Here is a 24,896-nt window from a genome sequence, read left to right on the forward strand (position 1 = left end):
GAGGGAACGAGGGGAAGTGAAACATCTCAGTACCCTCAGGAAGAGAAAACAACCGTGATTCCGGGAGTAGTGGCGAGCGAAACCGGATGAGGCCAAACCGTATGTGTGTGATACCCGGCAGGGGTTGCGCATGCGGGGTTGTGGGGTTGCACTTCAATAGTCTGCCGGCTGTTGGGCGAGTTAGAAACCGTTGGTGTAGGCGAAGGACATGCGAAAGGTCCGGCGTAGAGGGTAAGACCCCCGTAGCTGAAACATCAACGGCTTGCTTGTGTGATTCCCAAGTAGCACGGGGCCCGAGAAATCCCGTGTGAATCTGGCGGGACCACCCGCTAAGCCTAAATATTCCCTGGTGACCGATAGCGGATAGTACCGTGAGGGAATGGTGAAAAGTACCGCGGGAGCGGAGTGAAATAGTACCTGAAACCGTGTGCCTACAAGCCGTGGGAGCGTCGCTGGTCGTACTTGTACGGTCAGTCGTGACTGCGTGCCTTTTGAAGAATGAGCCTGCGAGTTAGCGGTGTGTAGCGAGGTTAACCCGTGTGGGGAAGCCGTAGCGAAAGCGAGTCCTAATAGGGCGTTTGAGTTGCACGCTCTAGACCCGAAGCGGAGTGATCTAGCCATGGGCAGGTTGAAGCGGCTGTAAGAGGTCGTGGAGGACCGAACCCACCAGGGTTGAAAACCTGGGGGATGACCTGTGGTTAGGGGTGAAAGGCCAATCAAACTCCGTGATAGCTGGTTCTCCCCGAAATGCATTTAGGTGCAGCGTCGTGTGTTTCTTGCCGGAGGTAGAGCACTGGATAGGCGATGGGCCCTACCGGGTTACTGACCTTAGCCAAACTCCGAATGCCGGTAAGTGAGAGCGCGGCAGTGAGACTGTGGGGGATAAGCTCCATGGTCGAGAGGGAAACAGCCCAGAGCATCGACTAAGGCCCCTAAGCGTACGCTAAGTGGAAAAGGATGTGGAGTCGCAGAGACAACCAGGAGGTTGGCTTAGAAGCAGCCATCCTTGAAAGAGTGCGTAATAGCTCACTGGTCAAGTGATTCCGCGCCGACAATGTAGCGGGGCTCAAGCGTACCGCCGAAGTCGTGTCATTCATACACATAGGGCTAACGCCTGTATGGATGGGTAGGGGAGCGTCGTGTGCCGGGTGAAGCAGCCGCGGAAGCGAGTTGTGGACGGTTCACGAGTGAGAATGCAGGCATGAGTAGCGATACACACGTGAGAAACGTGTGCGCCGATTGACTAAGGGTTCCTGGGTCAAGCTGATCTGCCCAGGGTAAGTCGGGACCTAAGGCGAGGCCGACAGGCGTAGTCGATGGACAACCGGTTGATATTCCGGTACCCGCTTTGAAACGCCCAGTACTGAGCCCATTGATGCTAAGGCCGTGAAGCCGTCCTGGACCCTTCGGGGAAAGGGGAGTGGTGGAGCCGCTGAACCAAGGTGGTAGTAGGTAAGCGATGGGGTGACGCAGGAAGGTAGTCCAGCCCGGGCGGTGGTTGTCCCGGGGTAAGGGTGTAGCCCGTTGTCCAGGTAAATCCGGATGACATGTGGGTGAGACCTGATGCCGAGCCGATTGTGGTGAAGTGGATGATCCTATGCTGTCGAGAAAAGCCTCTAGCGAGTTTCATGGCGGCCCGTACCCTAAACCGACTCAGGTGGTCAGGTAGAGAATACCGAGGCGTTCGGGTGAACTATGGTTAAGGAACTCGGCAAAATGCCCCCGTAACTTCGGGAGAAGGGGGGCCATTCCTGGTGATCATCTTTACGGTGTGAGCTGGGGGTGGCCGCAGAGACCAGCGAGAAGCGACTGTTTACTAAAAACACAGGTCCGTGCGAAGCCGTAAGGCGATGTATACGGACTGACGCCTGCCCGGTGCTGGAACGTTAAGGGGACCGGTTAGTCACATTTCGGTGTGGCGAAGCTGAGAACTTAAGCGCCAGTAAACGGCGGTGGTAACTATAACCATCCTAAGGTAGCGAAATTCCTTGTCGGGTAAGTTCCGACCTGCACGAATGGCGTAACGACTTCTCGACTGTCTCAACCATAGGCCCGGTGAAATTGCACTACGAGTAAAGATGCTCGTTTCGCGCAGAAGGACGGAAAGACCCCGGGACCTTTACTACAGTTTGATATTGGTGTTCGGTTCGGCTTGTGTAGGATAGGTGGGAGACTGTGAAGCGGCCACGCCAGTGGTTGTGGAGTCGTCGTTGAAATACCACTCTGGTCGTGCTGGATGTCTAACCTCGGTCCGTGATCCGGATCAGGGACAGTGTCTGATGGGTAGTTTAACTGGGGCGGTTGCCTCCTAAAGAGTAACGGAGGCGCCCAAAGGTTCCCTCAGCCTGGTTGGCAATCAGGTGTTGAGTGTAAGTGCACAAGGGAGCTTGACTGTGAGACCGACGGGTCGAGCAGGGACGAAAGTCGGGACTAGTGATCCGGCAGTGGCTTGTGGAAGCGCTGTCGCTCAACGGATAAAAGGTACCCCGGGGATAACAGGCTGATCTTCCCCAAGAGTCCATATCGACGGGATGGTTTGGCACCTCGATGTCGGCTCGTCGCATCCTGGGGCTGGAGTCGGTCCCAAGGGTTGGGCTGTTCGCCCATTAAAGCGGTACGCGAGCTGGGTTTAGAACGTCGTGAGACAGTTCGGTCCCTATCCTCTGCGCGCGTAGGAATATTGAGAAGGGCTGTCCCTAGTACGAGAGGACCGGGACGGACGAACCTCTGGTGTGCCAGTTGTCCTGCCAAGGGCATGGCTGGTTGGCTACGTTCGGAAAGGATAACCGCTGAAAGCATCTAAGCGGGAAGCCTGCTTCGAGATGAGTGTTCCCTCCCCCTTTGAGGGGTTAAGGCTCCCAGTAGACGACTGGGTTGATAGGCCAGATGTGGAAGCCCGGTAACGGGTGGAGCTGACTGGTACTAATAGGCCGAGGGCTTGTCCTCAGTTGCTCGCGTCCACTGTGTTGTTCCCAGACCACGAACTATCGTGCCGGCGGAACTTGTTTCACTACTTAACTGAAGAGTGTGCTTGTTCGCTAGAGCCCAATTAGGGTTTCGGTGGTCATAGCGTTAGGGAAACGCCCGGTTACATTCCGAACCCGGAAGCTAAGCCTTTCAGCGCCGATGGTACTGCAGGGGGGACCCTGTGGGAGAGTAGGACGCCGCCGAACAATCTTTGAAGGACCTTTGGTCCCAGCGTTCAGCGCTGGGACCAAAGGTCCTTTTTTTATTTCCCGGAGCGCGTCGGATCGCCGACTGCGTGAGAATGACTGCGGTACCCGAAGACAGGAGCCCCACCCATGTCCACCAACTCTCCCGACGACCGACCGGAGCGCGAGCCGCGTCGCCGGGACGGCGGTGACCAGGGCGGATTCCGCGGTGGTCGTGACAATCGATCCAGCGGCCCGAGTCGGGACAACGACCGTGGCGGCTTCCGCCGTGACGACAACCGCGGAGGTAATCGCGGTACCGGCGGCGGCACCGGCGGTGGGTTCCGTGGCGGTCGTGACGACCGCTCGTCCAGCGGCCCGGGCCGTGACGACCGCGGTGGGCGTCCGGCGGGTGCCGGTGGTGGCTTCCGCGGTGGTCGTGATGACCGTCCGTCCGGCGGCCCGCGCCGTGACGACGACCGTGGTGGACGTCCCGGTGGCAGTGGTGGCGGCGGATACCGCGGTGGTCAGCGTGATGACCGCGGCGGCCGCCCGTCCGGTGGCGACCGCGGTGGGCGGCCGGGCGGCAGCGGCAGTGGTGGCGGCGGTGGGTTCGCCCGTCGTGATGACCGTCCGTCGTTCCGTCGTGATGACAGCCGTGGTGGGCGTCCGGGCGGTGGTGGCGGCTTCGAGCGTCGTGACGACCGCCGCGATGACCGGCGTGGCCGTCCGTCGGGTGGCGACCGTGGTGGGTTCAGGGGTGGTCGTGACGACCGTTCCTCCGGTGCCCCGCGTCGTGATGATGAGCGTGGTGGGGGTTTCCGCCGCGATGACCGTCCCAGTGGTGGTGGTTACGGCCGTCGCGACGACCGGGGCGGAGACCGTGGTGGGTTCCGGGGTGGTCGTGATGACCGTCCGTCCGGTGGTCCGCGCCGTGACGACGACCGTGGCGGACGTCCCGGTGGCAGTGGCGGTGGCGGTGGGTTCGCCCGTCGTGATGACCGTCCGTCGTTCCGTCGTGATGACAGCCGTGGTGGGCGCCCGAGCGGTGGCGGCGGCTTCGAGCGCCGTGACGACCGCCGTGACGACCGTCGCGACGACCGCCGTGATGAGCGGCGCGATGATCGCGGTGGCGACCGCGGTGGCCGTTCGTTCGGCGGTGACCGTGGTGGGTTCCGTGGCGGTCGTGACGACCGTTCCTCCGGTGCCCCGCGTCGTGATGACCGTCCCGCTGGCGCTCCGCGCCGCGACGATGAGCGTGGTGGGGGCTTCCGCCGCGACGACCGTCCCAGCGGTGGTGGCTACGGCCGTCGCGACGACCGGGGCGGCGACCGCGGTGGCCGGCCCTCCGGCGGCGGTGACCGTGGTGGATTCCGTGGCGGTCAGCGCGACGACCGGGACCGTGGTGGGTACCGCGGCGGCCAGCGTGACGAGCGTGGCGGCGGTTTCCAGCGGGACGAGCGTGACCGGGACCGCGAGCCGGTCAAGCGGCTGCCGATCCCCGAGGACGTCACCGGCCAGGAGATCGACAAGGATGTGCGGCAGGAGCTGATGAGCCTGCCCAAGACCCTCGCCGAGGACGTCGCCAAGAACCTCGTGATGGTCGCCCGGCTGATCGACGAGGACCCCGACGAGGCGTACGAGTACTCCCGTATCGCGCTCCGGCTGGCCTCCCGGGTCGCCGCTGTGCGTGAGGCGGCAGGGTTCGCCGCGTACGCGACACAGAAGTACACGGAGGCGCTTGCCGAGTTCCGTGCCACGAAGCGGATGACCGGGACGGTGGACCTCTGGCCCGTCATGGCCGACTGCGAGCGCGGTCTTGGCCGGCCCGAGCGGGCGATGGCGATGGCCGGGGAGCCCGAGGTCCAGAAGCTCGACAAGGCCGGACAGGTCGAGATGCGTCTGGTCGCCGCCGGTGCCCGCCGCGACATGGGGCAGATCGACGCGGCGATCGTCACGCTGCAGAGCCCCGAGCTGGCGTCCAACTCCGTACAGCCGTGGACCGCTCGGCTGCGCTACGCGTACGCCGACGCGCTGCTCGCGGCGGGCCGTGAGGACGAGGCGCGCGAGTGGTTCGCCAAGACCATCGAGTCCGACAAGGACGGCTCGACGGACGCGTCGGACCGGCTCGCCGAGCTGGAGGGTGTCGAGTTCGTCGACGTCGAGGACGAGTCGGGAGAGGACGAGTCGGACGACGAGTCCGACGCGCCCCTGGCCGACGGCCCCGACCACGACGGCACGGACCACGACACCGCTGACCGCGACCGGGACTGAGCCCGGCCGGCCGAGCCGGTGAAGCAGTGAGAAGGGCCGCACCCCGGGAAGCCGGGTGCGGCCCTTCTCGCGTGGTGCGGGGTACGGAACACCGGTCCCGGCACCGCCCCAGCCGCGCCCCCGCCCCGTCTCAGTCGATGGTGAGGCTGCGCAGCACCAGCCCGGTCGCCGGTTTCGGGCCGAACGACGTCGACTTGCGGGGCATCGTCACACCCTGGCGGGCCAGTTCCCGGACGACCTCCTCGCGTACCGGATGCATCAGGACCGCCGTACCGCCGTGCCGTTCCGCCTGTTCGACCGCCGCGTCCGTGGCGTGGATGTACGCGATGTGCTCGGGCGCGTCCGGGACCGACCAGACCTTGTCCAGGAGTGTGTGGTGCAGGACGGTGGCGTCGAGTGTCCGCCAGGCCGCGGGGTGATCCGTGGGGACCGTGCGCTCCAGCAGGTCCCGCGCGGGACGGTCGGCGAGATGGAACCGGCCGTCCCCGGCGAGCAGGAAGGCGTTGCCCGCGGCCGCCGCATCGGCGAGGGCGGCCAGCGCCTCCGGGAGCGTGTCGATCGTGCGGACCCGGAAGGCGCCGTCGAGTCCTGTCAGCGCCTCGGCGACGGGCAGCCGGTGCAGCACCCGGTGGATGGCCCGTACCTGGAGCGGATAGCGGACCGTGTCGATGAGGAGCACCAGGCCGTACTCCCACGGGCCCGGCCCCGGGTGTTCGTCGCGCAGCCGGAGGTAGGTCGCCCAGCGGTGGTGGCCGTCGGCGATCAGGGCCTGGCGGTCGGCCAGATCCGCCTGTGCCTCCGCGATACCCGCCGGGTCGGTGACGGCCCACAGCCGGTGGCTGAAGCCGTCCTCGGTGGTCGTCGCGAGCAGCGGACGGCCGGTTGTCGTCCGCTCGATGACAGCCGCGGCACCCGACTGGTTCCCGGCCTCCGGAACGCCAGCACCGCCGTCACCCCCGTCACCGCCGCCCTCGTCGCTGCTGCGGTAGGTCAGGAGCAGTGGTTCGAAGTTGACGGCTGTGGTCCGCATCAGTGCCGCCCGGTCCGCGACGATGTCCGCCATCACGTCCTCGTGCGGGAGGACCACGCCCTCCTCCGGGGTGGAGAGGGCCAGGGCGCCGATGAGACCGCGCTGGAGCACGTCGCCGTCGCGCTGTTCGTACACGTACAGGGCGGCCTTCGGGTCGGCGGCCAGGATGCCGTCCCTGAGCCACTCCGCGAGGGTCGTGGCGGCCTGCTCGTTGCGGGCGGCCGGGGTGTCGGCCTGCGGCAGGATCAGCCGCACGATGTTGTGCGGATCGGCGGACTCCAGGTGCAGCAGCCCGTCCGGCCTGACCACGACGTCGTAGGGCGGGGACGTCACGGCTGCGAGGCTGCCCACGCGTTCGGGCACGTAGCGCACCCCGCGGAAAGGGAAAAGTCGCAGTCCGTTGTCCGCATGCCGACCACTTGAAGTCATTGGTGCATGGTATGTGGGGATCCGTCATACGGGATGATCGGGAGAAGAACAGCCAACGAGGAGTGCGATGACCCGCCAGATCAGGACCAGCCCGGACGGCATGAAGACAGCGCTGAGTGAGACGTACGACACAGCCCTGCTCGATCTGGACGGGGTGGTGTACGCGGGCGGTTCGGCGATCGTCCACGCCGTCGCCTCACTCGGGACCGCGCGGGACGGCGGGATGCACCTCGCGTACGTCACCAACAACGCGCTGCGTACGCCCGGGGCGGTGGCGGACCACCTCACCGAGCTGGGGGTGCCCGCCGAGGCCGCCGACGTCATCACATCGGCGCAGGCGGTGTCCCGGCTGATCGCCGATCAGGTGCCGCGAGGGGCCAGGGTGCTGGTCATCGGCGGTGAGGGGCTGCGGGTCGCGCTGCGTGAACGCGGCCTGGAACCGGTGGACTCCGCTGACGACTCACCGGTCGCGGTGGCCCAGGGGTACGGGGGGCCCGACATGACCTGGGCGCGGTTCGCCGAGGCCGGTTACGCGATCAACAGCGGTCTGCCATGGTTCGTTTCGAATACGGATCTGACCATTCCCAGCGCGCGCGGGATCGCTCCGGGGAACGGCGCCGCGGTCGAGGTGGTCCGGATCGCCACCGGCGCCGAGCCGCAGGTGGCGGGGAAGCCGCTGCCGCCGATGCACCGGGAGACCGTGCTGCGGACCGGTGCCGAGCGGCCGCTGGTCGTCGGCGACCGGCTGGACACCGACATCGAGGGTGCCTTCAACGGCGGCGTGGACTCGCTGCTCGTACTGACCGGGGTGACGGACGCGGCGCAGCTGCTGGCGGCTCCGCCCGAGCACCGGCCGACCTATGTGGACGCGGATCTCCGCGGACTGCTCACCGGTCAGCCCGAAGTGAGTGGTGCGGACGGCGCGTTCCGCTGCGGCGGCTGGACCGCTTCGGTACGGGACGGGAAGCTGGCCGTCGACGGTGAAGGGGGCGCGCTGGACGGGCTGCGGGCGCTGTGTGCAGCGGCCTGGACACACGCGGGCGACGGTACGTACGGTCTGGACGCGGGCGAGGTGATCTCCCGCGTCGGCCTCTGAGCGGTGTGATCTCCCGGCCGCCTCCCGCCCGCAGTACTGCCAGGGTAGGCTAACCTAACCACGTGTTGGTCGACAGTCCCTCCAGGCAGAGCGCGGAGCAAGCCCCCGCGCCCCCCAAGCACAACGCGGCGCGCGCCGCCGGGCTCCTGCTGTCTCTCGCCGTGCTCCTGCTGGTCGTCGTCGCGAGCATCGCGATCGGCGCCAAGGCGGTACCGCTCGGCGATGTGTGGCACGGTCTGGCGCACAGCTCGGGCACCGGCAACGACATCCTGATCAGGGACGTGCGAATACCGCGCACCCTGCTGGGGGTCCTCGTCGGCGCCGCGCTCGGGGTCGCGGGGGCGGTCATGCAGGCACTGACCCGCAACCCGCTCGCCGAGCCCGGCATCCTCGGCGTCAACGCGGGCGCGTCCGCCGCCGTCGTCTCCGCGATGAGCTTTCTCGGCGTCAGTTCCTTCACCGGTTATGTGTGGTTCGCCTTCGCCGGAGCCGCCGTGGTCTCGGTGCTGGTGTACGTACTGAGCGGGAGCCGCGGGGCGACCCCGGTACGGCTCGCGCTCGCCGGTACGGCCGCCACGTACGCGATGTTCGGATACGTCAACGCCGTGGAGCTGCTGGACTCGGCGGCGCTGGACAAGATGCGCTTCTGGACGGTCGGTTCGCTGGCCACCGCGACATCCGGGACGGTCTCGCAGGTGTGGCCCTTCGTCGCCGCCGGACTGCTGGTGGCGCTGCTGCTCGGCCGCCCGCTCAACGCCATGGCCCTGGGCGACGACACCGCCAGGTCGCTCGGCGCGCATCTGACGCGCACCCGGGTCCTCGCGATGCTCGCCGTGACCCTGCTCTGCGGTTCGGCGACCGCCGCCTGCGGGCCGATCGTCTTCATCGGGCTGATGGTTCCGCACATCGTCCGGGCCATCACCGGACCCGACATGCGGTGGACGCTGCCGTACGCGGCGGTCCTCTCGCCCGTCCTGCTGCTGGGCGCCGATGTCGTCGGCAGGATGGTCGCCCGGCCCGCGGAACTCCAGGTCGGTATCGTGACCGCGCTCATCGGCGGTCCCATCTTCATCTTTCTCGTACGCCGCCGGAGGATGACTCAGCTGTGAAAGCGATCCACGCGATACGGACCCCGGGCGGGCTCTCCCTGCGGGTCGAGGTCAGGGCGGCGATCGTCGTCGTACTGCTGGCCGTGGTCGCCCTGGCGGCCGCCGTCGTACTCATCGGGAGCGGCGACTACCCGATGGCGCCCGCGGATGTGATCCGGACGCTGCTGGGCAGCGGCACCACCGCCCAGGAGTTCATCGTCAACGACCTGCGGCTGCCCAGAGCGCTCGTCGGCCTTCTCGTGGGGGCGGCGCTGGGCGTCGGCGGAGCGGTCTTCCAGTCGATCTCCCGTAATCCGCTGGGCAGTCCTGACGTGATCGGCTTCGGGCAGGGCGCCAGCGTCGGCGCGCTCGCCGTGATCGTGCTCTTCCACGGCGGGGCCACCGCGGTGGCAGGCGGCGCGATCGTCGGTGGTCTGGCCACCGGTGTCGCCGTGTACACGCTGGCGTGGAAGCGCGGTGTGCACGGCTACCGGCTGGTCCTCGTCGGGATCGGCGCCGCCGCGATGCTCACCGCCTGCAACAGCTATCTGCTCACCAAGGCCAATCTGGTCGACGCGACCCGCGCCGTGGTCTGGATGACCGGCTCGCTCGACGGCCGCGACTGGTCGCAGGTCTGGCCGCTGCTGATCGCCTGCGTGGTCCTGATGCCGCTGGTCCTGGCGTACGGACGCAACCTCAGGATGCTGGAGATGGGCGACGACGCGGCGTACGCCCTGGGCGTACGGGTCGAGCGGACCAGGCTGGTGCTGATGCTGGCCGCCGTGCTGCTCACGGCGGTCGCCACCGCGGCCGCGGGGCCGATCGCCTTCGTGGCGCTCAGCGCGCCCCAGCTCGCCCGCCGGCTGACCCGCTCACCGGGCGCCAACCTCCTGCCGTCGGCCTTCATGGGCGCGGCCCTGCTGGTGGTCGCCGACTGGATCGCGCAGCGGGCCTTCGGGGACCGGCAGCTGCCGGTGGGAGTGGTGACGGGGGTGCTCGGCGGCTGCTATCTGCTGTGGCTGCTGGTCTCCGAACGCAAGGCAGGACGGATCTGATGACAACCAGGAGTACCACCATGCAGCGACTCACCGCCGAATCGGTCACCCTCGGCTACGAGCAGCGGGTCATCGCCGAGAACCTCTCCGTCGAGATCCCCGACAACTCCTTCACCGTCATCGTCGGTCCCAACGCCTGCGGCAAGTCGACCCTGCTGCGCGCCCTGTCGCGCATGCTGAAGCCCTCGCAGGGGCGGGTGCTCCTCGACGGCCAGGCGATCGGCTCGATGCCCGCCAAGAAGGTGGCCAGGACGCTCGGGCTGCTCCCGCAGTCCTCGATCGCCCCCGACGGCATCACGGTCGCCGACCTGGTGGCCCGCGGCCGCTACCCGCACCAGGGACTGCTGCGCCAGTGGTCGCCCGACGACGAGCGCATCGTCGACGAGGCCATGGCGGCCACCCGGATCGGAGAGCTGGGCGACCGCTATGTGGACGAGCTGTCCGGCGGTCAGCGCCAGCGGGTGTGGATCGCCATGGCGCTCGCCCAGCAGACCCCGCTGCTGCTCCTCGACGAGCCGACGACCTTCCTCGACATCCAGCACCAGATCGACGTGCTCGACCTCTGCGCCGAACTGCACGAGACACAGGGGCGCACCCTGGTGGCCGTACTGCACGACCTCAACCACGCCGCACGCTACGCGACCCACTTGATCGCCATGCGCGGCGGCGAGATCGTCGCCGAGGGGCCGCCGGCGGAGGTCGTCACGGCCGCGCTGGTGGAGAAGGTGTTCGGGCTGCGCTGCCAGATCATCGACGACCCCGAGACGGGGACACCGCTGGTGGTGCCCGCCGGGCGCCGGGCGCGTACCGCGGGGACGGCCTCGGCGGTGTCCTGAGGCGCGGCTGAAGCGGTGATCTGAGGCGGGGGCTGGAACACCGGCCACAAGAGGGCCCGTGCGGCGTGGCTAGAGCAGTGTCCTGAGGCGCAGCAGGTCGCGGAAGCCCGCTTCGAGCCGCACCCGGCCCGAGCCCCAGGCCCTGGCGAAGTTCAGCTCACCGGCGACCAGGGCGACCAGGTCGTCGCCCTTCATCGCCAGCCGGATCTCCGCCTTCTCGGGCGGCCGTCCTTCGACGGTGTCGAGCACCTGGATACGGCCGTCCACCAGACGCCCGGTGAACGTGACGTCGAGGTCGGTGATGTGGCAGCTCAGCGAGCGGTCCAGCGCCGCGGCGCTGCGTACCTGGCTGTTCGCCTCTGTCATGTTGTCCGAGAGCCTGTCGAGGGCGCTGCGGCACTCTTCTGTCGTCGCCATCGTGATCGACCGTACCGCAGCGCTTCGGGGTAGCGTCTGGGCATGAGTGACGTGATGCCGGAGCCCTCGGCGGCGCAGGCCGGGAGCCAGGACGGCCAGGGCGGCCAGGGCGGCCAGGACCGCCGGGACACCGCTGAGCAGGCCCCGGCGCCGCTGGGTGTGGTCCGCACACCCACCGGGAACGGCGCCGTGGACCGGGTGCTCGACCGGCTGGCCGACGCCGACCACCTCGCCGCCGACGGACATGTCGAGGTGTACGAAGATGTACACCGGGGGCTGCGTGAGGCGCTGGACGCGCTGGACACGCCGCCCGGACCACCGGTCCCGGCCCGCGGCCCCCTCCCGCACAACGTCCCTCACAACAGCAGGAGCTGAACCGAACGTGGCAGGAGTGGCACGCCGACGTCTCGACGCCGAGCTGGTCCGCCGGAGTCTCGCCCGCTCACGCGAGCACGCGAGCCAGCTGATCGCGGCCGGGCGGGTGACCGTCGCGGGCGCCACAGCGACCAAGCCGGCCACCCAGGTCGAGACGAGCGCCGCCGTCGTCGTCCGCGAGGACGTCACCGACCCGGACTACGTCTCGCGCGGCGGGCACAAGCTCGCGGGCGCCTTCGCGGCCTTCACCCCGCTCGGCCTGCGGGTCGGGGGGCGGCGGGCGCTGGACGCGGGCGCGTCGACCGGCGGCTTCACCGATGTCCTGCTGCGGGCGGGCGCCGCGCAGGTCGTCGCGGTGGACGTCGGGTACGGGCAGCTCGCCTGGTCGCTGCAGAGCGACGACCGCGTCACCGTCAAGGACCGTACGAACGTTCGCGAGTTGACGCTCGACGACATCGGCGGAACGCCCGTGGACCTCATCGTGGGCGACCTCTCGTTCATCGCGCTGGGGCTGGTGCTGCCCGCTCTCGTGCGGTGCGCGGGGCCGGACGCCGATCTGGTGCTGATGGTCAAACCGCAGTTCGAGATCGGCAAGGACCGGCTGGGCAGCGGAGGCGTGGTCCGCAGCCCCGGGCTGCGGGCGGAGACGGTGCGGACGGTGGCCGGACAGGCGGCCGGCCTCGGACTCGGCGTGCGGGGCGTCACCGCCAGCCCGCTGCCGGGACCTTCGGGGAACGTCGAGTACTTTCTGTGGCTGCGGGCCGACGCGCCCGCGCTCGATCCGGCGGATGTGGAGCGTGCAGTGGCGGAGGGGCCGCAGTGACCGAAGCAGCATCACCATCGGCAGCCGACCCGGGAGTACGGGGATCCGGGGTACGGCCCGTGGCACCCCCCGTGGCGGCGGGGCCCGCGGTGGAAGGGCCGGCCGAACCGGCGGCGCCGCTCCCGGACCGTACGGTCTTCCTGCTCGCCCACACCGGGCGGCCCGCCGCCATCCGCAGCGCCGAGCGCGTGGTGGAGGGGCTGCTGAAGAACGGGCTGCGGGTACGGGTCCTGGCGGCCGAAGCGGCCGACCTGCCGGTGCCGCCATCGGTCGAACTCGTGGCCGAGGCGACACCCGCCTGCCTGGACGGCTGCGAGCTGCTGATCGTGCTCGGCGGGGACGGGACGCTGCTGCGCGGCGCGGAGTTCGCCCGCGCCTCCGGGGTGCCGATGCTCGGCGTCAACCTCGGCCGGGTCGGCTTCCTCGCCGAGGCCGAGCGCGACGACCTCGACAAGGTCGTCAACCGGGTGGTCTCACGTTCGTACGAGGTCGAGGAGCGGATGACCGTCGACGTCCTCGTGCACAACAACGGTGACATCGTGCACCGGGACTGGGCGCTCAACGAGGCGGCCGTGCAGAAGACCGCGCCCGAGCGGATGCTGGAGGTCGTCCTGGAGATCGACGGCCGTCCCGTCACCGGCTTCGGCTGCGACGGCGTCGTCTGCGCCACCCCGACCGGTTCGACCGCGTACGCCTTCTCGGCCGGCGGGCCGGTGATCTGGCCCGAGGTGGAGGCACTGCTGATGGTGCCCATCGGCGCCCACGCGCTGTTCGCCAAGCCGCTGGTGACCTCACCGGCCTCCGTCCTCGCGGTCGAGGTGCAGCCGCACACCCCGCAGGGCGTCCTGTGGTGCGACGGGCGCCGGTCGGTGGAGCTGCCCTCCGGGGCCAGGGTCGAGGTGCGCAGGGGCGCGGTGCCCGTACGGCTCGCACGGCTGCACCACGCGTCGTTCACCGACCGTCTGGTGGCCAAGTTCGCGCTGCCCGTGGCGGGCTGGCGCGGCGCTCCGCACTGATCGCCCGATACCCGCGCCGGGTGTCCGGCACGGGCCGGCCGGCGGTCACTCCGAACGGGCCACGTCGCACGGGACCCGGGAAACCTCGTATGGTCATGTGCGTGTTGGAGGAGATGCGGATACGGTCGCTCGGAGTCATCGACGACGCTGTGGTGGAGCTTTCACCCGGTTTCACCGCGGTGACCGGTGAGACCGGCGCGGGCAAGACCATGGTCGTGACCAGCCTCGGGCTGCTGCTCGGCGGGCGCGCCGACGCCGCCCTGGTGCGGCTCGGTGCCAAGTCGGCAGTGGTGGAAGGACGGATCGTGCTGCCCGCGGGCGCGCCCGCCGCGGTACGGGCCGAGGACGCGGGCGCCGAACTCGACGAAGGTGCCCTGCTCATCAGCCGGACGGTCTCCGCCGAAGGGCGCTCACGGGCGCACATCGGCGGACGGTCCGTACCGGTCGGGCTGCTCGCCGAGATCGCCGACGAACTGGTCGCGGTGCACGGTCAGACCGACCAGCAGGGGCTGCTGCGCCCGGCGAGACAGCGCCAGGCCCTCGACCGGTACGCGGGCGAGGCCGTGGCGGGGCCGCACACCAAGTACGCCGCCGCGTACAGACGGCTGCGTGCCGTCGCCGCCGAGCTGGAGGAACTGACCACCCGGGCCAGGGAACGGGCCCAGGAGGCCGACCTGCTCCGCTTCGGGCTCGACGAGATCGCCGCGGTCGAGCCGCTGCCCGGCGAGGACACCGAACTCGCCGCCGAGGCCGAGCGTCTGGGGCACGCCGAAGCGCTGGCGTCCGCCGCTTCCGCCGCGCACACCGCGCTGGTCGGCAACCCGGAGGACCCCGAGGGCGTCGACGCGACAACGCTGGTCGGCGGTGCGGGACGGGCGCTGGACGCCGTACGCACCCATGACCCGGCGCTGGCCGCGCTCGCCGAACGGATCGGTGAGATCGGCATCCTGCTCGCCGATGTGTCGGGGGAGCTGGCCGGTTACGCGGACAACCTCGACGCCGATCCGCTGCGGCTCGCCGCCGTGGAGGAGCGCCGGGCGGCCCTGACCCAGCTGACCCGCAAGTACGGTGAGGACATCGCGGCCGTACTCGCCTGGGCCGAGGAGAGCGCGGCGCGCCTCACCGAGCTGGAGGGCGACGACGACCGGATCGGCGAACTGACGGCGGAGCACGAGGCGCTGCGCTCGGAGCTGTCCGGCCTGGCGCAGACGCTCACCGACGCGCGTACGGAGGCGGCCGAACGTTTCGCGGGCGCCGTCACCGCCGAACTCGCCTCGCTGGCCATGCCGCACGCACGGGTGACGATCGACATCCGGCAGACCGATGACCCCGATGGGGTGGAGGTCGGCGGGCGGACCGTCGCCTACGGCCCGCTCGGCGCCGACGAGGTGGAGCTGCTGCTCGCCCCGCACCCCGGTGCCGCCGCACGCCCCATCTCCAAGGGGGCGTCGGGCGGTGAGCTGTCCCGGGTGATGCTCGCGGTCGAGGTCGTCTTCGCGGGGTCCGATCCCGTACCGACGTATCTCTTCGACGAGGTCGACGCCGGGGTCGGCGGCAAGGCCGCCGTTGAGGTGGGCCGCAGGCTCGCCAGGCTCGCCAGGTCGGCGCAGGTGGTGGTCGTGACCCATCTGCCGCAGGTGGCCGCCTTCGCCGACCGGCAGCTGCTCGTCGAGAAGACCAACGACGGCTCGGTGACGAGCAGCGGCGTCACCGTCCTGGAGGGCGAGGACCGGGTACGGGAGCTGTCCCGGATGCTCGCGGGCCAGGAGGACTCGGAGACGGCCCGGGCACACGCCGAGGAACTGCTGGCCACGGCACGGGCGGACGGCTGAGCGGACGGGCGGCGGGTGCGGTGCGTGCGGGTGTGGTGCGTGCGGGTGCGTGCCGCCGGGTCTGTGCGGGCGAGGTGCCCGCAGGTGGCCCTGTGTACGGGCGGGTGGGCGGGCGTGGTGCGTGCGGGCGTCCGCTGTGCTGCGCCCGGTCGGCTGTCCCGGACCTGCTGCCCTGGTCCGGCTGCCCTGGTTCGGCTGTCCCGCTCCGGCCACCCGGTCCGGCCGCCCCCGGACCAGGTGCAGCTCCGGCGCCGCTCTAGGGTGGGGCGCATGACCAGACACGGCGCCCGCACCACCGCACTTCTCGCCTCGTTCGGTGCGACCCGCGCTGCCGCGACGGGGCTGCGCCGCCGGTTTCCCGGAGGCGCTGAGCGCTGGCAGCGCACCAACTACGCCGGGCGCACGGTCGATCTGTGCGCCGGTCCCGCCACCACCGTCGGAGCGGCGCTCGGCGCTGTCGCCGGCGCCCTGCCGCCCCGGGCACGCGGGGCGGCCGCCCTGGCCGTGCTCACCGCCGGGGCCTGCGGGGCGTACGACGACACCGCGGGCGCGGGCGACCAGCGTCGCGGGTTCCGGGCCCATCTCGGTGCGCTGCGCCACGGCGAGGTCACCAGCGGCACGGTGAAGCTCCTGGGTATCGGCGCGGCGGGTCTGGCCGCGGGCGTGCTGCTCAAGGACCGCCCGGCGGACCGGCTGCTGGCCGCTGTCGTCGTCGCGGGCAGCGCCCACCTCGTCAACCTGGTGGATGTGCGCCCGGGACGCGCAGCCGTCGCGGTGCTCGGCCTCGCGGCGCCCGGTCTGCTGCGGCGCGGTCCGGCCGGGGCGCTCGCCGCCGCACCGCTCGGGGCCGCGGCCGCTGTCGTCATCGACGACCTGGCCGAACAGACCATGCTGGGCGACGCGGGGGCGCACGCGCTCGGCGCCGCCCTCGGTGTGGCGATCGTCGCGGGGAACGGGCGGCCCGGACTCGCGGCGCACGCGGCAGCGGTGGTCGCCGCCGCCGCGTACGGTGACAAGGTGAGCCGCGCGGCAGCCTGTTGAGCCGTAGCTCACCCATGCGGGTGACAGCTCCGGCGCGTTGACGCGACCGCACAGGGGCTCGGTCCCCCGGAGAGTGCCGCAACCCGTGCGCGGGCTGGCATCCTGGGGCGCACACATCCGTCCGACGCCGACTCAGGAGCTCCGGTCAGTGAGCAGCACCCAGGTCCCGCCGTACGGCCGTTCACCTCTCTGCGCCGTGCAGGTGCTGGGCGGCGGCAGCGCCGGCAGCAGCGCACATGTCCGGTCGATCACCGGCGGCCTGGTCGAGCGGGGCGTGCACGTCACGGTGTGCGCCCCCGCCGAACTCGAGCGGGCGTACGGCTTCGCGGAGGCGGGCGCGCACTTCGTGCCCGTACCCCGGCGCAGTGATCCGGCGTCCGTCGCCGCGCTGCGCGCCGCCTGTCTGCGGGCCGACATCGTCCACGCGCACGGTCTGAACGCCGCCGTACGGACGTCGCTCGCGCTCAGCGGCCTGCGGCGGCCGCTCGTGGTCACCTGGCACACCCGCCCGCACGCCGAAGGCGCACGGAGCCGTCTGCTGCGGCTGCTGGAGCGAAGGGCCGTCAGGGCGGCGGCAGTTGTCTTCGGTACGTCGTCCGAGCTGGTCGACAGGGCGCGCAGCCGGGGGGCACGCGACGCGCGGCTCGCGCCGGTCGCTGTCCCCGCACCCCGGATCGCCGAGAAAGGCCCCGAGAGCAAGGCGCGGGCGGAACTGGGCGCGGTCGACCGGCCGTTGGTGATGACCGTGGGCAGCCTGGTCGCACACCGCGGCTACGGGACGCTGCTGGACGCGGCCCGGCTCTGGCAGCACCTGGACCCGGTGCCGCTGCTGGTGATCGCGGGTGAGGGCGCGGAGCGCGCCGCGCTGCAGAGCCGGATCACGGCCGACGCGCTCGCGGTCCGCCTCATCGGCAGCCGCGATGACGTGACCGAGCTGCTCGCCGCCGCCGATGTCGCCGTGCTGTCCAGCCGCTGGGAGGCGAGGTCCCTGCTGGCGCAGGAGGCGCTGCGGCTGGGGGTGCCGCTGGTCGCCACGGCGGTCGGCGGGGTGCCCGAGCTGGTGGGCGACGCGGCCGAACTCGTCCCGTACGGCGATCCGCGGGCGCTGGCCGCACGGGTGACCGGACTCCTGGCCGACCCGGCGCGCCGGGCCGGACTCGCCGCCGCGGGCCTGGCCCAGGCCGCGACCTGGCCGACGGAGGACGAGACGGTGGCGCAAGTGCTCAGTGTCTACGACGAGTTGACGGAGTCCGCCGTCGGCCGCTGAGCCCGGGGGAGCGTGCGGACCTCAGGGCGTCACGGGGTGTGCCTGCGGGCCCGCAGGGCCAGGCTCAGGGCGAGTACCGTCTGCGGGTCGTCGAGGTCCGTGCCGAGGAGTTCGGCTATCCGCGCCAGCCGGTTGTAGAGCGTCTGGCGGTTGAGGTGCAGCTCGCGTGCCGTCTCGGCCTTGCGGCCCGCGTGCGCGAGATAGGTCTCCAGGGTAGGCAGCAGGGCGGGCCGCGACGTACGGTCGTGCTCGCGCAGCGGGCCGATCGCCCGGTCCACGAAGGCCGCCAGGTCCGGCTGGTCGCGCAGCCGCCACAGCAGCAGGTCGATGTCCAGGCGCCGCGCGTCGTACCAGGGGCGGTCGGGCAGCCCCTGTGCGGCGGTCGCCGTCTCGGCGGCGTGCCGCAGCCCGGCCGATGCCGCCGCCCAGCCGCCCGCCACCCCCACCACGACGATCGGCGCGTGGGCGCCGGCCCGCTCCAGACCCGCACGCGCCACACCGGCCCGCAGTGCGACGGCCACCCGGTCGGCCACGGCGGTGCGCTCCGACTCCGTACGCAGAGCGAGGAGCAGCGGGACCCGGCCCTCCACGGGGCGTACGCCCAGGAGCACCGGCGCCCCGACGGAGGTCAGCTCCTCCAGGACGGCGCGGGCCAGCACCGCCCAGTTGCCCGACGGCGACAGTTCGGCCGCCAGCCGCATCACCACGGGCAGCAGCGGCCCGTCACCCGGCCGGAAACCGAGGACCCGGGCCTGCGCGGGCGCGTCGTGCGCGGATACCCGTCCCTCGGCGAGATCGGTCAGGAAGTCACCGCGTCCGCGTGCGGCCAGCTCCTCCTCCTGCCTGGCCTGCATCAGCACGACGGCGAGGATCCCGGCGGTCCGCTCGGCGGCCATCCGGTGCACCTGGGCCAGCGGCGCCGACACCGGGAGGAGCGCCAGCCTGGCCCGCACCGAACCGGTGCCCGAGCCGCCGCCCGGCACATCCACCAGGACCGCGCCGGCGGGCCGGTGTCCGCGCAGCCCCTCCCACACCTGGAGCGGCTCGCCCTCGCCCGCGGCGTACAGCAGCTGACCGTCGGGGGTCTCCAGGAAGACCGGGTTGGCGGTGAACTCGGCGAGGATCGACAGCACCTGCGGCACCCCGCCACCGCCGAGCAGCGCCTGTGTGCACCGCCGGTGCACCTCGTCGGCGCGCTGCACCAGCGCGTAGTGACCGTTGACGATCTCGGTGTGGACCTCCTCGGTCACCGAGACGAAGGGCACCTCGCGGTGCAGCTGGACCAGCGGCAGCCCCGCCGCCCGCGCGGTCTCCACGAGGATCGTCGGCAACTGCGAGAAACGCGGTCCGAGCTCCACCACCAAGGCGGCGATACCGCGGTCGGCGAGCCGGCGCACGAACGCCCGCTGCTCGGCGGGGCGGGTGCCGAGCCCGAGCCCCGTGGTGAGCAGCAGCTCGCCGCCCTTGAGCAGCGAGGCCATGTTCGGCACCTCACCCGCGTGCACCCACCGGACGGTACGGCTGAGCCGGTCGGCGCCCGCGACGACCTCGGGCAGCCCCCCGCGCAGCCCCGGCAGCTCAAGCGCCCGCTGCACTGTGATTCCGCCCTGGTTCTCCATGAGGCGGGACGCTACCCGAACCCTTCCGTACGGGTTCCCACGAGCCGTGCCGTGAAGCGCGCTGTGCTGTTTCACCGCGCTCGGAGGGGGGCTCCGGCAGTACCTGTATCACAAGGGTCTCCCTGCCGCCTGGAAGCCCGCCTAACTTGCTGTGGAGGTTCTCAGCCATAAACAGGAGTAGCGGCAAGTGATGGACAACCTGCAAGTGATGGACGACCAATTCACAACGCATGCAGAACTTTTCGATCTGCGTGGAAAGCGTGCGCTCGTCACCGGTGGCACCAGAGGCATCGGGATGATGATCGCGCGTGGCCTTCTCCAGGCGGGCGTCCGCGTGGTCATCAGCTCACGTAACGCCGAAGCGTGCGCCCAGGCGCAGGAACAGCTGTCCACATTCGGTGAGGTGCGGGCCATCCCCGCCGACCTGTCCCGTCACGACGAGTGCCGGCGCCTGTCCGACCTCGTCACCGCCGACTCGGAGCCTCTCGACATCCTTGTCAACAACGCGGGCGCCATGTGGGACGAGCCGCTGGCGACGTTCCCGGACGCGGCCTGGGACACGGTCGTCGACCTCAACCTGAAGTCGCCGTTCTGGCTGGTCCAGGCGCTGCTGCCGGCACTTCGCAGGACGGGCACCGCCGACGATCCCGCGCGGATCATCAACATTGGCAGCATCGCCGCCATCCACATCCCCCATCGGCCCAACTACTCGTACTCCAGCAGCAAGGCCGCCCTGCATCAACTCACCAGAGTCCTCGCCAGGGAACTGGGACCGCAGCACGTCACCGTGAACGCCGTGGCGCCGGGACCGTTCCCGTCGGCGATGATGGCCGCCACCCTCGACGAGCTGGGCGACGCGATCGCGGCGTCGGCCCCGCTGCGCCGGATCGGCCGGGACGACGACATGGCGGGTGTCGCCGTGTTCCTCGCCAGCCGGGCAGGCGCATACCTGACGGGCGCCGTGATCCCCGTCGACGGCGGCATCGCCACAACCGCGTAGGCCGCCCGGGCACTACGATCAGGGGATGGCCGGCACGATCGATCTGCGCACCGAGATCCGGGAGTTTCTGAGGTCACGCCGCTCCCGCATCACGCCCGATCAAGCAGGTCTGCCCGTCTACGGCGGCCATCGCCGGGTCAAGGGCCTGCGTCGCGAGGAAGTAGCGCTACTCGCGGGAGTGTCGGTCGATTACTACGTGCGGATGGAGCGCGGCGCCCTGGCCGGTACCTCCGAGGGCGTGCTCGACGCGTTGGCCTCGGTCCTGCAACTCGACGACGCGGAGCGCGATCACCTGTTCCGCCTCGCGCGCCGGTCCGGGGCACCCGGCAGCCGTCGCCGCCGTGAGCCCGTGGCGACGGTGCGTCCGGCGCTGCAGCAAGTGCTCGACGCCATCACCGACGCACCGGCGTGGATCCGCAACGGCCGCCACGATGTGCTCGCCATGAACCGACTCGGCCGAGCCCTGTACGCACCGGTGCTGGCAGACCCCCGACGCCCCGCCAACACCGCGCGGTTCGTGTACCTGAATCCCGGCGCGGCCAAGGCGTTCTTCGTCGACTACGACCAGGTCACTCGAAATGTGGCCGCGACGCTGCGTATGGAAGTCGGCCGGGATCCGCACGACGAGGAGCTCGTCGCCCTTGTCGGCGAATTGTCCACGGGCAGTGAGCTGTTCCGGCAGCAGTGGGCATCTCAGGACGTGCGGCTGCACGGATACGGGAGCAAGCGTGTGAACCATCCGGTGGTGGGCCGGCTCGACTTGGACTTCGAGTCCATGGAACTGCCCACCGAACCCGGCCTGCATGTGAATGTCTACACCGCACCCGCGGAGGGGCCGGCCGCTGACAATCTGGCCCTGCTGGCGTCGTGGGCGGCCGGCGAGAAAGCTCTGGCGACCGAGCTTCCGGCACCTGGCGGATAGCGCAATCCCGATTCCGGAGTCCTGCCGCCCCGGCCGCGCACACAGACGCCGGCCGGGGCGGTCCCGTGGGAAACACGGATCCGGGATCCCACACGGGTTGTAGGTTCCGGCGAGCCGTGTCCTCTGGAGCTGCAGTGACCTGCACTTTCAGGCCGGATTCCGCGGTCGTGTCAGTGACACAGTCCCGCTTTCGTGTCATTTTCCTCAGCGAACGGAAGAGCCAACGGCCGCTCACTGATGGCGGCTCCAGTCGGCGGACCTCGGCCCGTGACGCCGCAGCCGCTGGTCATTGATCTGAACCTCTAGATGAGGCCAGGCTGTGGCCAGGCGCGAAAGATCGGCATCCTCCGGCAGGGGCACCGAACCCAGCGACTCGTCCGGCTTGAAATGGGCCGGCGTCCCGGTCGTGCCATCGACCTCGACGGGTTCAAGGTCACTGACGGGAACGCCGTGTTCGTAGCGCTGGGTCCAGGCCCCATTGAGGCGCTCCGCTGATCGACATCCACGCCGTTTGAACAGAGTCCCGATTTCACCCACCTCGCCAGACCGCGCGGGGTTACACCGAGTGACCGGCCTCGAACGTCGAAACGATGCCGCCGACCGCAGATCGGCAGGTCCGACCGGTCCGAGCGTCGGTGCCGTTCCCATTCCCGGCTTCCCAGCGTCGTGCGCGCATAACGCTAGGCTGACCGGCAAAAGAGACACTCATTCATGCGATCACGAAAACCACGCGCGATCCTCGCTGCCGCGTTCTTTGCGGCGGTGACCGTGGTGGTGCTCACCAGACGTTACCGGCCGGCGCTCAAGACGACGGGGCTTCGCAACCCGGTACCCGGCCGGCGGTTATGGGTGTCGGCAGGCCGGCCGTCACAGCCGCGTCCACCAGCGGACTCCAGTTGATCACCAACGAGCGTGAACACATCTACAAGTCAATCGCGGCGGCTACCACCGATTCCGATATCGGTGCTGCGCTCACCGTTCGGTCGTCGGTCGCCGGCGCGACTGAGCCGTCCACCGCGTGCACCAGAGCCTGGTAGAGCAGATGCGGGCCGGCGCCGCTGTACCCCCCCGCTGAACACCGTGCCTGAGCAGAAGTTTCGCCGTTATCATTGACCGGTGATCGGCAACCTTGAGTCGTTCCAGGACGAGCTGGCCGCCAGCGGGTTTCCGCCGCTGATCAACAAGCTGGCCGGGGCCGGCTTCCGGGGCGGGATCGCCACCCGTGACCTCGGGCCGCTGCGGCTGGTCTCCCTCGACACGCCCGAGAGCGCCTGCATCGGGCGGGAGCGCGACGCCTCCGACGGCGAGAACCTGGCGGTCAAGGTGATGATCCGGGGCCGGACGCGGATCGAGCAAGGGCGCGGCGACGCCGAACTCGGGCCGACCGACCTGGTACTGCTCGATCCCACGCGTACGCTCCGGTTCGAGAGCACCGCCGCGGCGCACGTCACCATCCTGGTTCCGCGCCGGGAGCTCCGTATCCGGCCCGCGCAGATCGACCGGCTCATCGGCGTACGCATCGACGGCAGCCACGGCCCGGGCGCTCTCGTCTCCGTGCTGGCCCGGCAGTCGGCGTGGTCGGCGACCGAGTTCCGCGAGGCGGAGGCGCTGCGGTCGGCGGCGGCCGTCGTCGAGCTGATCGCGGTCGCACTGGAGGCCCGGCTCGGCGACGAACAACCGGCCCCGGACGAGTGGCTGCGGAGCCGGATCGCCGGCTACATCGAGACCCGGCTGGCCGATCCCGATCTGTCCCCGCCTGGCATCGCCGCCACCCACAACATATCCGTACGCCGGCTGCACAAGCTGTTCGAGGACCAGCCGCTCACCGTCGCGGCCCTGATCCGCCGTCGCCGCCTGGAGCGCTGCCGGGCCGAGCTGACCGGAAGCGGACGTACGGTCACCGCCGTGGCCGCCCGGTGGGGATTCTCCGATCCCACCCATTTCAGCAAGCTCTTCAAGGCGACGTACGGCTACAACGCCCGTGCACTGGTAACCAGCAACCGTGCACAGACGACCAAGACGCGCACAGCCGGCCCGGACAAGGATGGTGGTGACCAAGGCAGGCAATAGCAATAGGAGAAGTCGTGGCGAAGGTAAACATCGTCCGCCCCGGTGAGGGCGAGATCCTCGGCAGCGGGGCGCAGCAGATCCGCATCCTGGAGAACGGCGAGCACACCGACCACCGGCTGGGGTTCGCCGAGGTCACCATTCCGCCGGGCACCCCGAGCCCGTTGCAGCATCGCCACGCCCAGCATGACGAGGGCTTCTACGTGTTGGCGGGAACTTTCCGGTTCACCGTCGGCGAGGACCAATACGACGCCGGGCCCGGCACCTGGGTCATCGTGCCGACCGGGGCGCCGCACACGTTCGCCAACGTCGGCGACGAGAACGCGGTCATGCTGAACACCTTCACGCCGGACCTGTATGTGCAGTACTTCCGCGACTTCAAGGCCATGATCGATTCCGGGCAGCCGGTCAACGCCGAGACCATGCAACCGCTCTGGAAGAACTACGCCACCGAGATCTCGAACGAATACGCCTCGTGAAGCGCCTTCAATACGACCGCTACGGCGGCCCGGAGGTGATGCGGCTCGCTGAGTTCGAGCCACCACGCCCGGGTCCGGACGAGGTGCTCGTCCGCGTCCGAGCGGCGGCTTCCAACGCGCCGGAACAGCGGATGACGCCGTTCGAACTCGTGCATCCACCGATACCCGGCAGTCCGTTTCGGCAGCGGCACCGTGCCCGGTCCGAAACGCTCCTCCAACCGGGCCTGCACCCGATCCAACACGAGCTTGACGGAAGGCCGGGACTCCTCCGTGTACTCGTCCAGAACCTCCTCGGCCACCTCCACCCAGCGAGGATCGGCGTGAGCCAGCCCGCCTTCTGCCTGGGCCCTCTTCGAGACGAGCCCCACCTCGCCGCTTTCCTGGAAGGCACTGACCCAGCGCTGAACCGACCGCGCGGTCACGCCCAGTTCGGACGCCTTCGCCGCGTACCGCTGTTTCAACGAATGGCCTGGAGCGTACTGGGCCCGTGGCTCACCCGGCTGTGACAACTCCTCGGATCCTGAGCGGTAACCCGTCAGCACCTCTCGAACATGCCCAGCGCGCTCCAGAACGTCCTTTCGCTCTTCTTTGGTCAGCCGGGACAGCACTACAGCGGCCAACTCGCCGTCGTCGGTGGCCGGTTCAGGATCCTCGACGATCACCTCAGCCCGGCCCGAGGTAAGCAGTTCGCGTACGGACATCCGTATCAGCCGGTCGCGGGCGTCCTTGAGGATGACCTCCATGCCGGTGGCCAGGCTCGCGAACTCCACAAACTCGACCGTCTCGCCGTCGAGCCGGAAACACGTGCCGACACCCAAGCGTGTCCCTGCCCCGTTCATGCCACCCTCCCCAAGACGTGTGCCGGGCTGAGCGGCCGGTCCATCTCAGTTGCCACATGCCCTGACCACAGCAGATGCAGCACCGCCGACTTAACCAGCGGCCGGGGGTAGTCGGGCAGCAGCCGGAAAGCCTCTCCGAGCGACCGCCCCTCCAGCTCACAGGCCCGCAGGCCATCCAGGAGTTCCGGATTGAACAACCAGTCCCTGCGGTAGCCGGCCAGGAAGCGGACGTTCTCCAA

Annotated in this window: 20 protein-coding genes, 2 rRNA genes and 1 pseudogene (1 of these 23 running past the window's edge); 18 read left to right on the forward strand and 5 right to left on the reverse strand. The window is 69.9% G+C overall.

Going from position 1 to position 24,896, the window contains the following annotated elements; all coding sequences use genetic code 11:
• The 4 genes and pseudogenes from OG510_RS30240 to OG510_RS30255 all read left to right on the forward strand — a co-directional run.
• Window positions 1–2,946 (forward strand): 23S ribosomal RNA (locus tag OG510_RS30240) (it extends 178 nt beyond the left edge of the window).
• A 110-nt stretch (window positions 2,947–3,056) separates the two neighbouring features.
• Window positions 3,057–3,173, forward strand: a 5S ribosomal RNA gene (rrf, locus tag OG510_RS30245).
• 597 nt (window positions 3,174–3,770) lie between these two features.
• Window positions 3,771–4,571: pseudogene (locus OG510_RS30250) on the forward strand (hypothetical protein); the annotation flags it as partial.
• Window positions 4,572–4,688: 117 nt separating this feature from the next.
• Window positions 4,689–5,426, forward strand: coding sequence for a hypothetical protein (locus tag OG510_RS30255; RefSeq protein ID WP_406142622.1), 738 nt, complete (start codon window positions 4,689–4,691; stop codon window positions 5,424–5,426).
• A gap of 130 nt (window positions 5,427–5,556) precedes the next feature.
• Here OG510_RS30255 and OG510_RS30260 read toward each other — a convergent pair whose 3' ends face one another.
• On the reverse strand, window positions 5,557–6,885 hold the full coding sequence (locus OG510_RS30260; RefSeq protein WP_406140964.1) for a DUF1015 family protein: 1,329 nt from the start codon (window positions 6,883–6,885) through the stop codon (window positions 5,557–5,559).
• A gap of 67 nt (window positions 6,886–6,952) precedes the next feature.
• Between OG510_RS30260 and OG510_RS30265 the strand changes: the two genes are divergently transcribed.
• From OG510_RS30265 to OG510_RS30280, 4 genes are all read left to right on the forward strand, one after another.
• Window positions 6,953–7,981, forward strand: coding sequence for an HAD hydrolase-like protein (locus OG510_RS30265; RefSeq protein WP_406140965.1), 1,029 nt, complete (start codon window positions 6,953–6,955; stop codon window positions 7,979–7,981).
• 65 nt (window positions 7,982–8,046) lie between these two features.
• On the forward strand, window positions 8,047–9,090 hold the full coding sequence (locus OG510_RS30270; RefSeq protein WP_406142624.1) for a FecCD family ABC transporter permease: 1,044 nt from the start codon (window positions 8,047–8,049) through the stop codon (window positions 9,088–9,090).
• Window positions 9,087–10,124 carry a FecCD family ABC transporter permease gene (locus OG510_RS30275; RefSeq protein ID WP_406140967.1) on the forward strand — a complete coding sequence of 346 codons (1,038 nt, stop codon included), beginning with the start codon at window positions 9,087–9,089 and terminating at the stop codon, window positions 10,122–10,124. The genes OG510_RS30270 and OG510_RS30275 overlap by 4 nt, the downstream gene beginning before the upstream one ends.
• Before the next feature lie 20 nt (window positions 10,125–10,144).
• Window positions 10,145–10,960 (forward strand): ABC transporter ATP-binding protein, encoded by an 816-nt coding sequence (locus OG510_RS30280; protein WP_406140969.1) that lies wholly within the window; start codon window positions 10,145–10,147, stop codon window positions 10,958–10,960.
• A gap of 69 nt (window positions 10,961–11,029) precedes the next feature.
• Here the strand turns inward: OG510_RS30280 and OG510_RS30285 are convergent, their stop codons facing one another.
• A complete protein-coding gene (locus OG510_RS30285; RefSeq protein WP_406140970.1) occupies window positions 11,030–11,377 on the reverse strand; it encodes an SCP2 sterol-binding domain-containing protein in 348 nt (115 codons plus the stop codon).
• 42 nt (window positions 11,378–11,419) lie between these two features.
• Here OG510_RS30285 and OG510_RS30290 point away from each other — a divergent pair, with 42 nt between their 5' ends.
• The 6 genes from OG510_RS30290 (at window position 11,420) to OG510_RS30315 (ending at window position 17,731) form a co-directional block, all read left to right on the forward strand.
• Window positions 11,420–11,752 (forward strand): hypothetical protein, encoded by a 333-nt coding sequence (locus tag OG510_RS30290; RefSeq protein ID WP_406140971.1) that lies wholly within the window; start codon window positions 11,420–11,422, stop codon window positions 11,750–11,752.
• Between the two features lie 7 nt (window positions 11,753–11,759).
• Window positions 11,760–12,575, forward strand: coding sequence for a TlyA family RNA methyltransferase (locus tag OG510_RS30295; RefSeq protein WP_406140973.1), 816 nt, complete (start codon window positions 11,760–11,762; stop codon window positions 12,573–12,575).
• 89 nt (window positions 12,576–12,664) lie between these two features.
• Window positions 12,665–13,591 (forward strand): NAD kinase, encoded by a 927-nt coding sequence (locus OG510_RS30300; RefSeq protein WP_406142626.1) that lies wholly within the window; start codon window positions 12,665–12,667, stop codon window positions 13,589–13,591.
• An 89-nt stretch (window positions 13,592–13,680) separates the two neighbouring features.
• Entirely contained in the window at window positions 13,681–15,423 is a 1,743-nt protein-coding gene (gene recN, locus OG510_RS30305) for a DNA repair protein RecN (protein ID WP_406140974.1), read from the forward strand.
• Window positions 15,424–15,693: 270 nt separating this feature from the next.
• Complete coding sequence (locus tag OG510_RS30310; protein WP_406140975.1) at window positions 15,694–16,464, forward strand: hypothetical protein; 771 nt, start codon at window positions 15,694–15,696, stop codon at window positions 16,462–16,464.
• Window positions 16,465–16,612: 148 nt separating this feature from the next.
• Window positions 16,613–17,731, forward strand: coding sequence for a glycosyltransferase family 4 protein (locus OG510_RS30315; RefSeq protein ID WP_406140977.1), 1,119 nt, complete (start codon window positions 16,613–16,615; stop codon window positions 17,729–17,731).
• A gap of 29 nt (window positions 17,732–17,760) precedes the next feature.
• On the opposite strand, the gene OG510_RS30320 is transcribed toward OG510_RS30315, so the two are convergent.
• Complete coding sequence (locus tag OG510_RS30320; RefSeq protein WP_406140978.1) at window positions 17,761–19,350, reverse strand: PucR family transcriptional regulator; 1,590 nt, start codon at window positions 19,348–19,350, stop codon at window positions 17,761–17,763.
• Between the two features lie 205 nt (window positions 19,351–19,555).
• On the opposite strand from OG510_RS30320, the gene OG510_RS30325 reads away from it, so the two are divergent.
• From OG510_RS30325 to OG510_RS30340, 4 genes are all read left to right on the forward strand, one after another.
• On the forward strand, window positions 19,556–20,350 hold the full coding sequence (locus OG510_RS30325; protein WP_406142628.1) for an SDR family oxidoreductase: 795 nt from the start codon (window positions 19,556–19,558) through the stop codon (window positions 20,348–20,350).
• A gap of 25 nt (window positions 20,351–20,375) precedes the next feature.
• The gene (locus OG510_RS30330) at window positions 20,376–21,272 is read left to right on the forward strand and encodes a helix-turn-helix transcriptional regulator (protein ID WP_406140979.1); all 897 of its coding nucleotides are present in this window, start codon (window positions 20,376–20,378) and stop codon (window positions 21,270–21,272) included.
• Window positions 21,273–22,388: 1,116 nt separating this feature from the next.
• Window positions 22,389–23,342 (forward strand): helix-turn-helix domain-containing protein, encoded by a 954-nt coding sequence (locus OG510_RS30335; RefSeq protein WP_406140980.1) that lies wholly within the window; start codon window positions 22,389–22,391, stop codon window positions 23,340–23,342.
• A gap of 14 nt (window positions 23,343–23,356) precedes the next feature.
• Entirely contained in the window at window positions 23,357–23,818 is a 462-nt protein-coding gene (locus tag OG510_RS30340; RefSeq protein WP_024494953.1) for a cupin domain-containing protein, read from the forward strand.
• Here the strand turns inward: OG510_RS30340 and OG510_RS30345 are convergent.
• Window positions 23,782–24,657 carry a hypothetical protein gene (locus tag OG510_RS30345; RefSeq protein ID WP_406140982.1) on the reverse strand — a complete coding sequence of 292 codons (876 nt, stop codon included), beginning with the start codon at window positions 24,655–24,657 and terminating at the stop codon, window positions 23,782–23,784. The genes OG510_RS30340 and OG510_RS30345 overlap by 37 nt on opposite strands.
• On the reverse strand, window positions 24,654–24,896 hold the full coding sequence (locus OG510_RS30350; protein ID WP_406140984.1) for a hypothetical protein: 243 nt from the start codon (window positions 24,894–24,896) through the stop codon (window positions 24,654–24,656). The genes OG510_RS30345 and OG510_RS30350 overlap by 4 nt, the downstream gene beginning before the upstream one ends.

The sequence above is a fragment of the Streptomyces sp. NBC_01089 genome (assembly GCF_045162975.1).
Classification (GTDB): domain Bacteria; phylum Actinomycetota; class Actinomycetes; order Streptomycetales; family Streptomycetaceae; genus Streptomyces.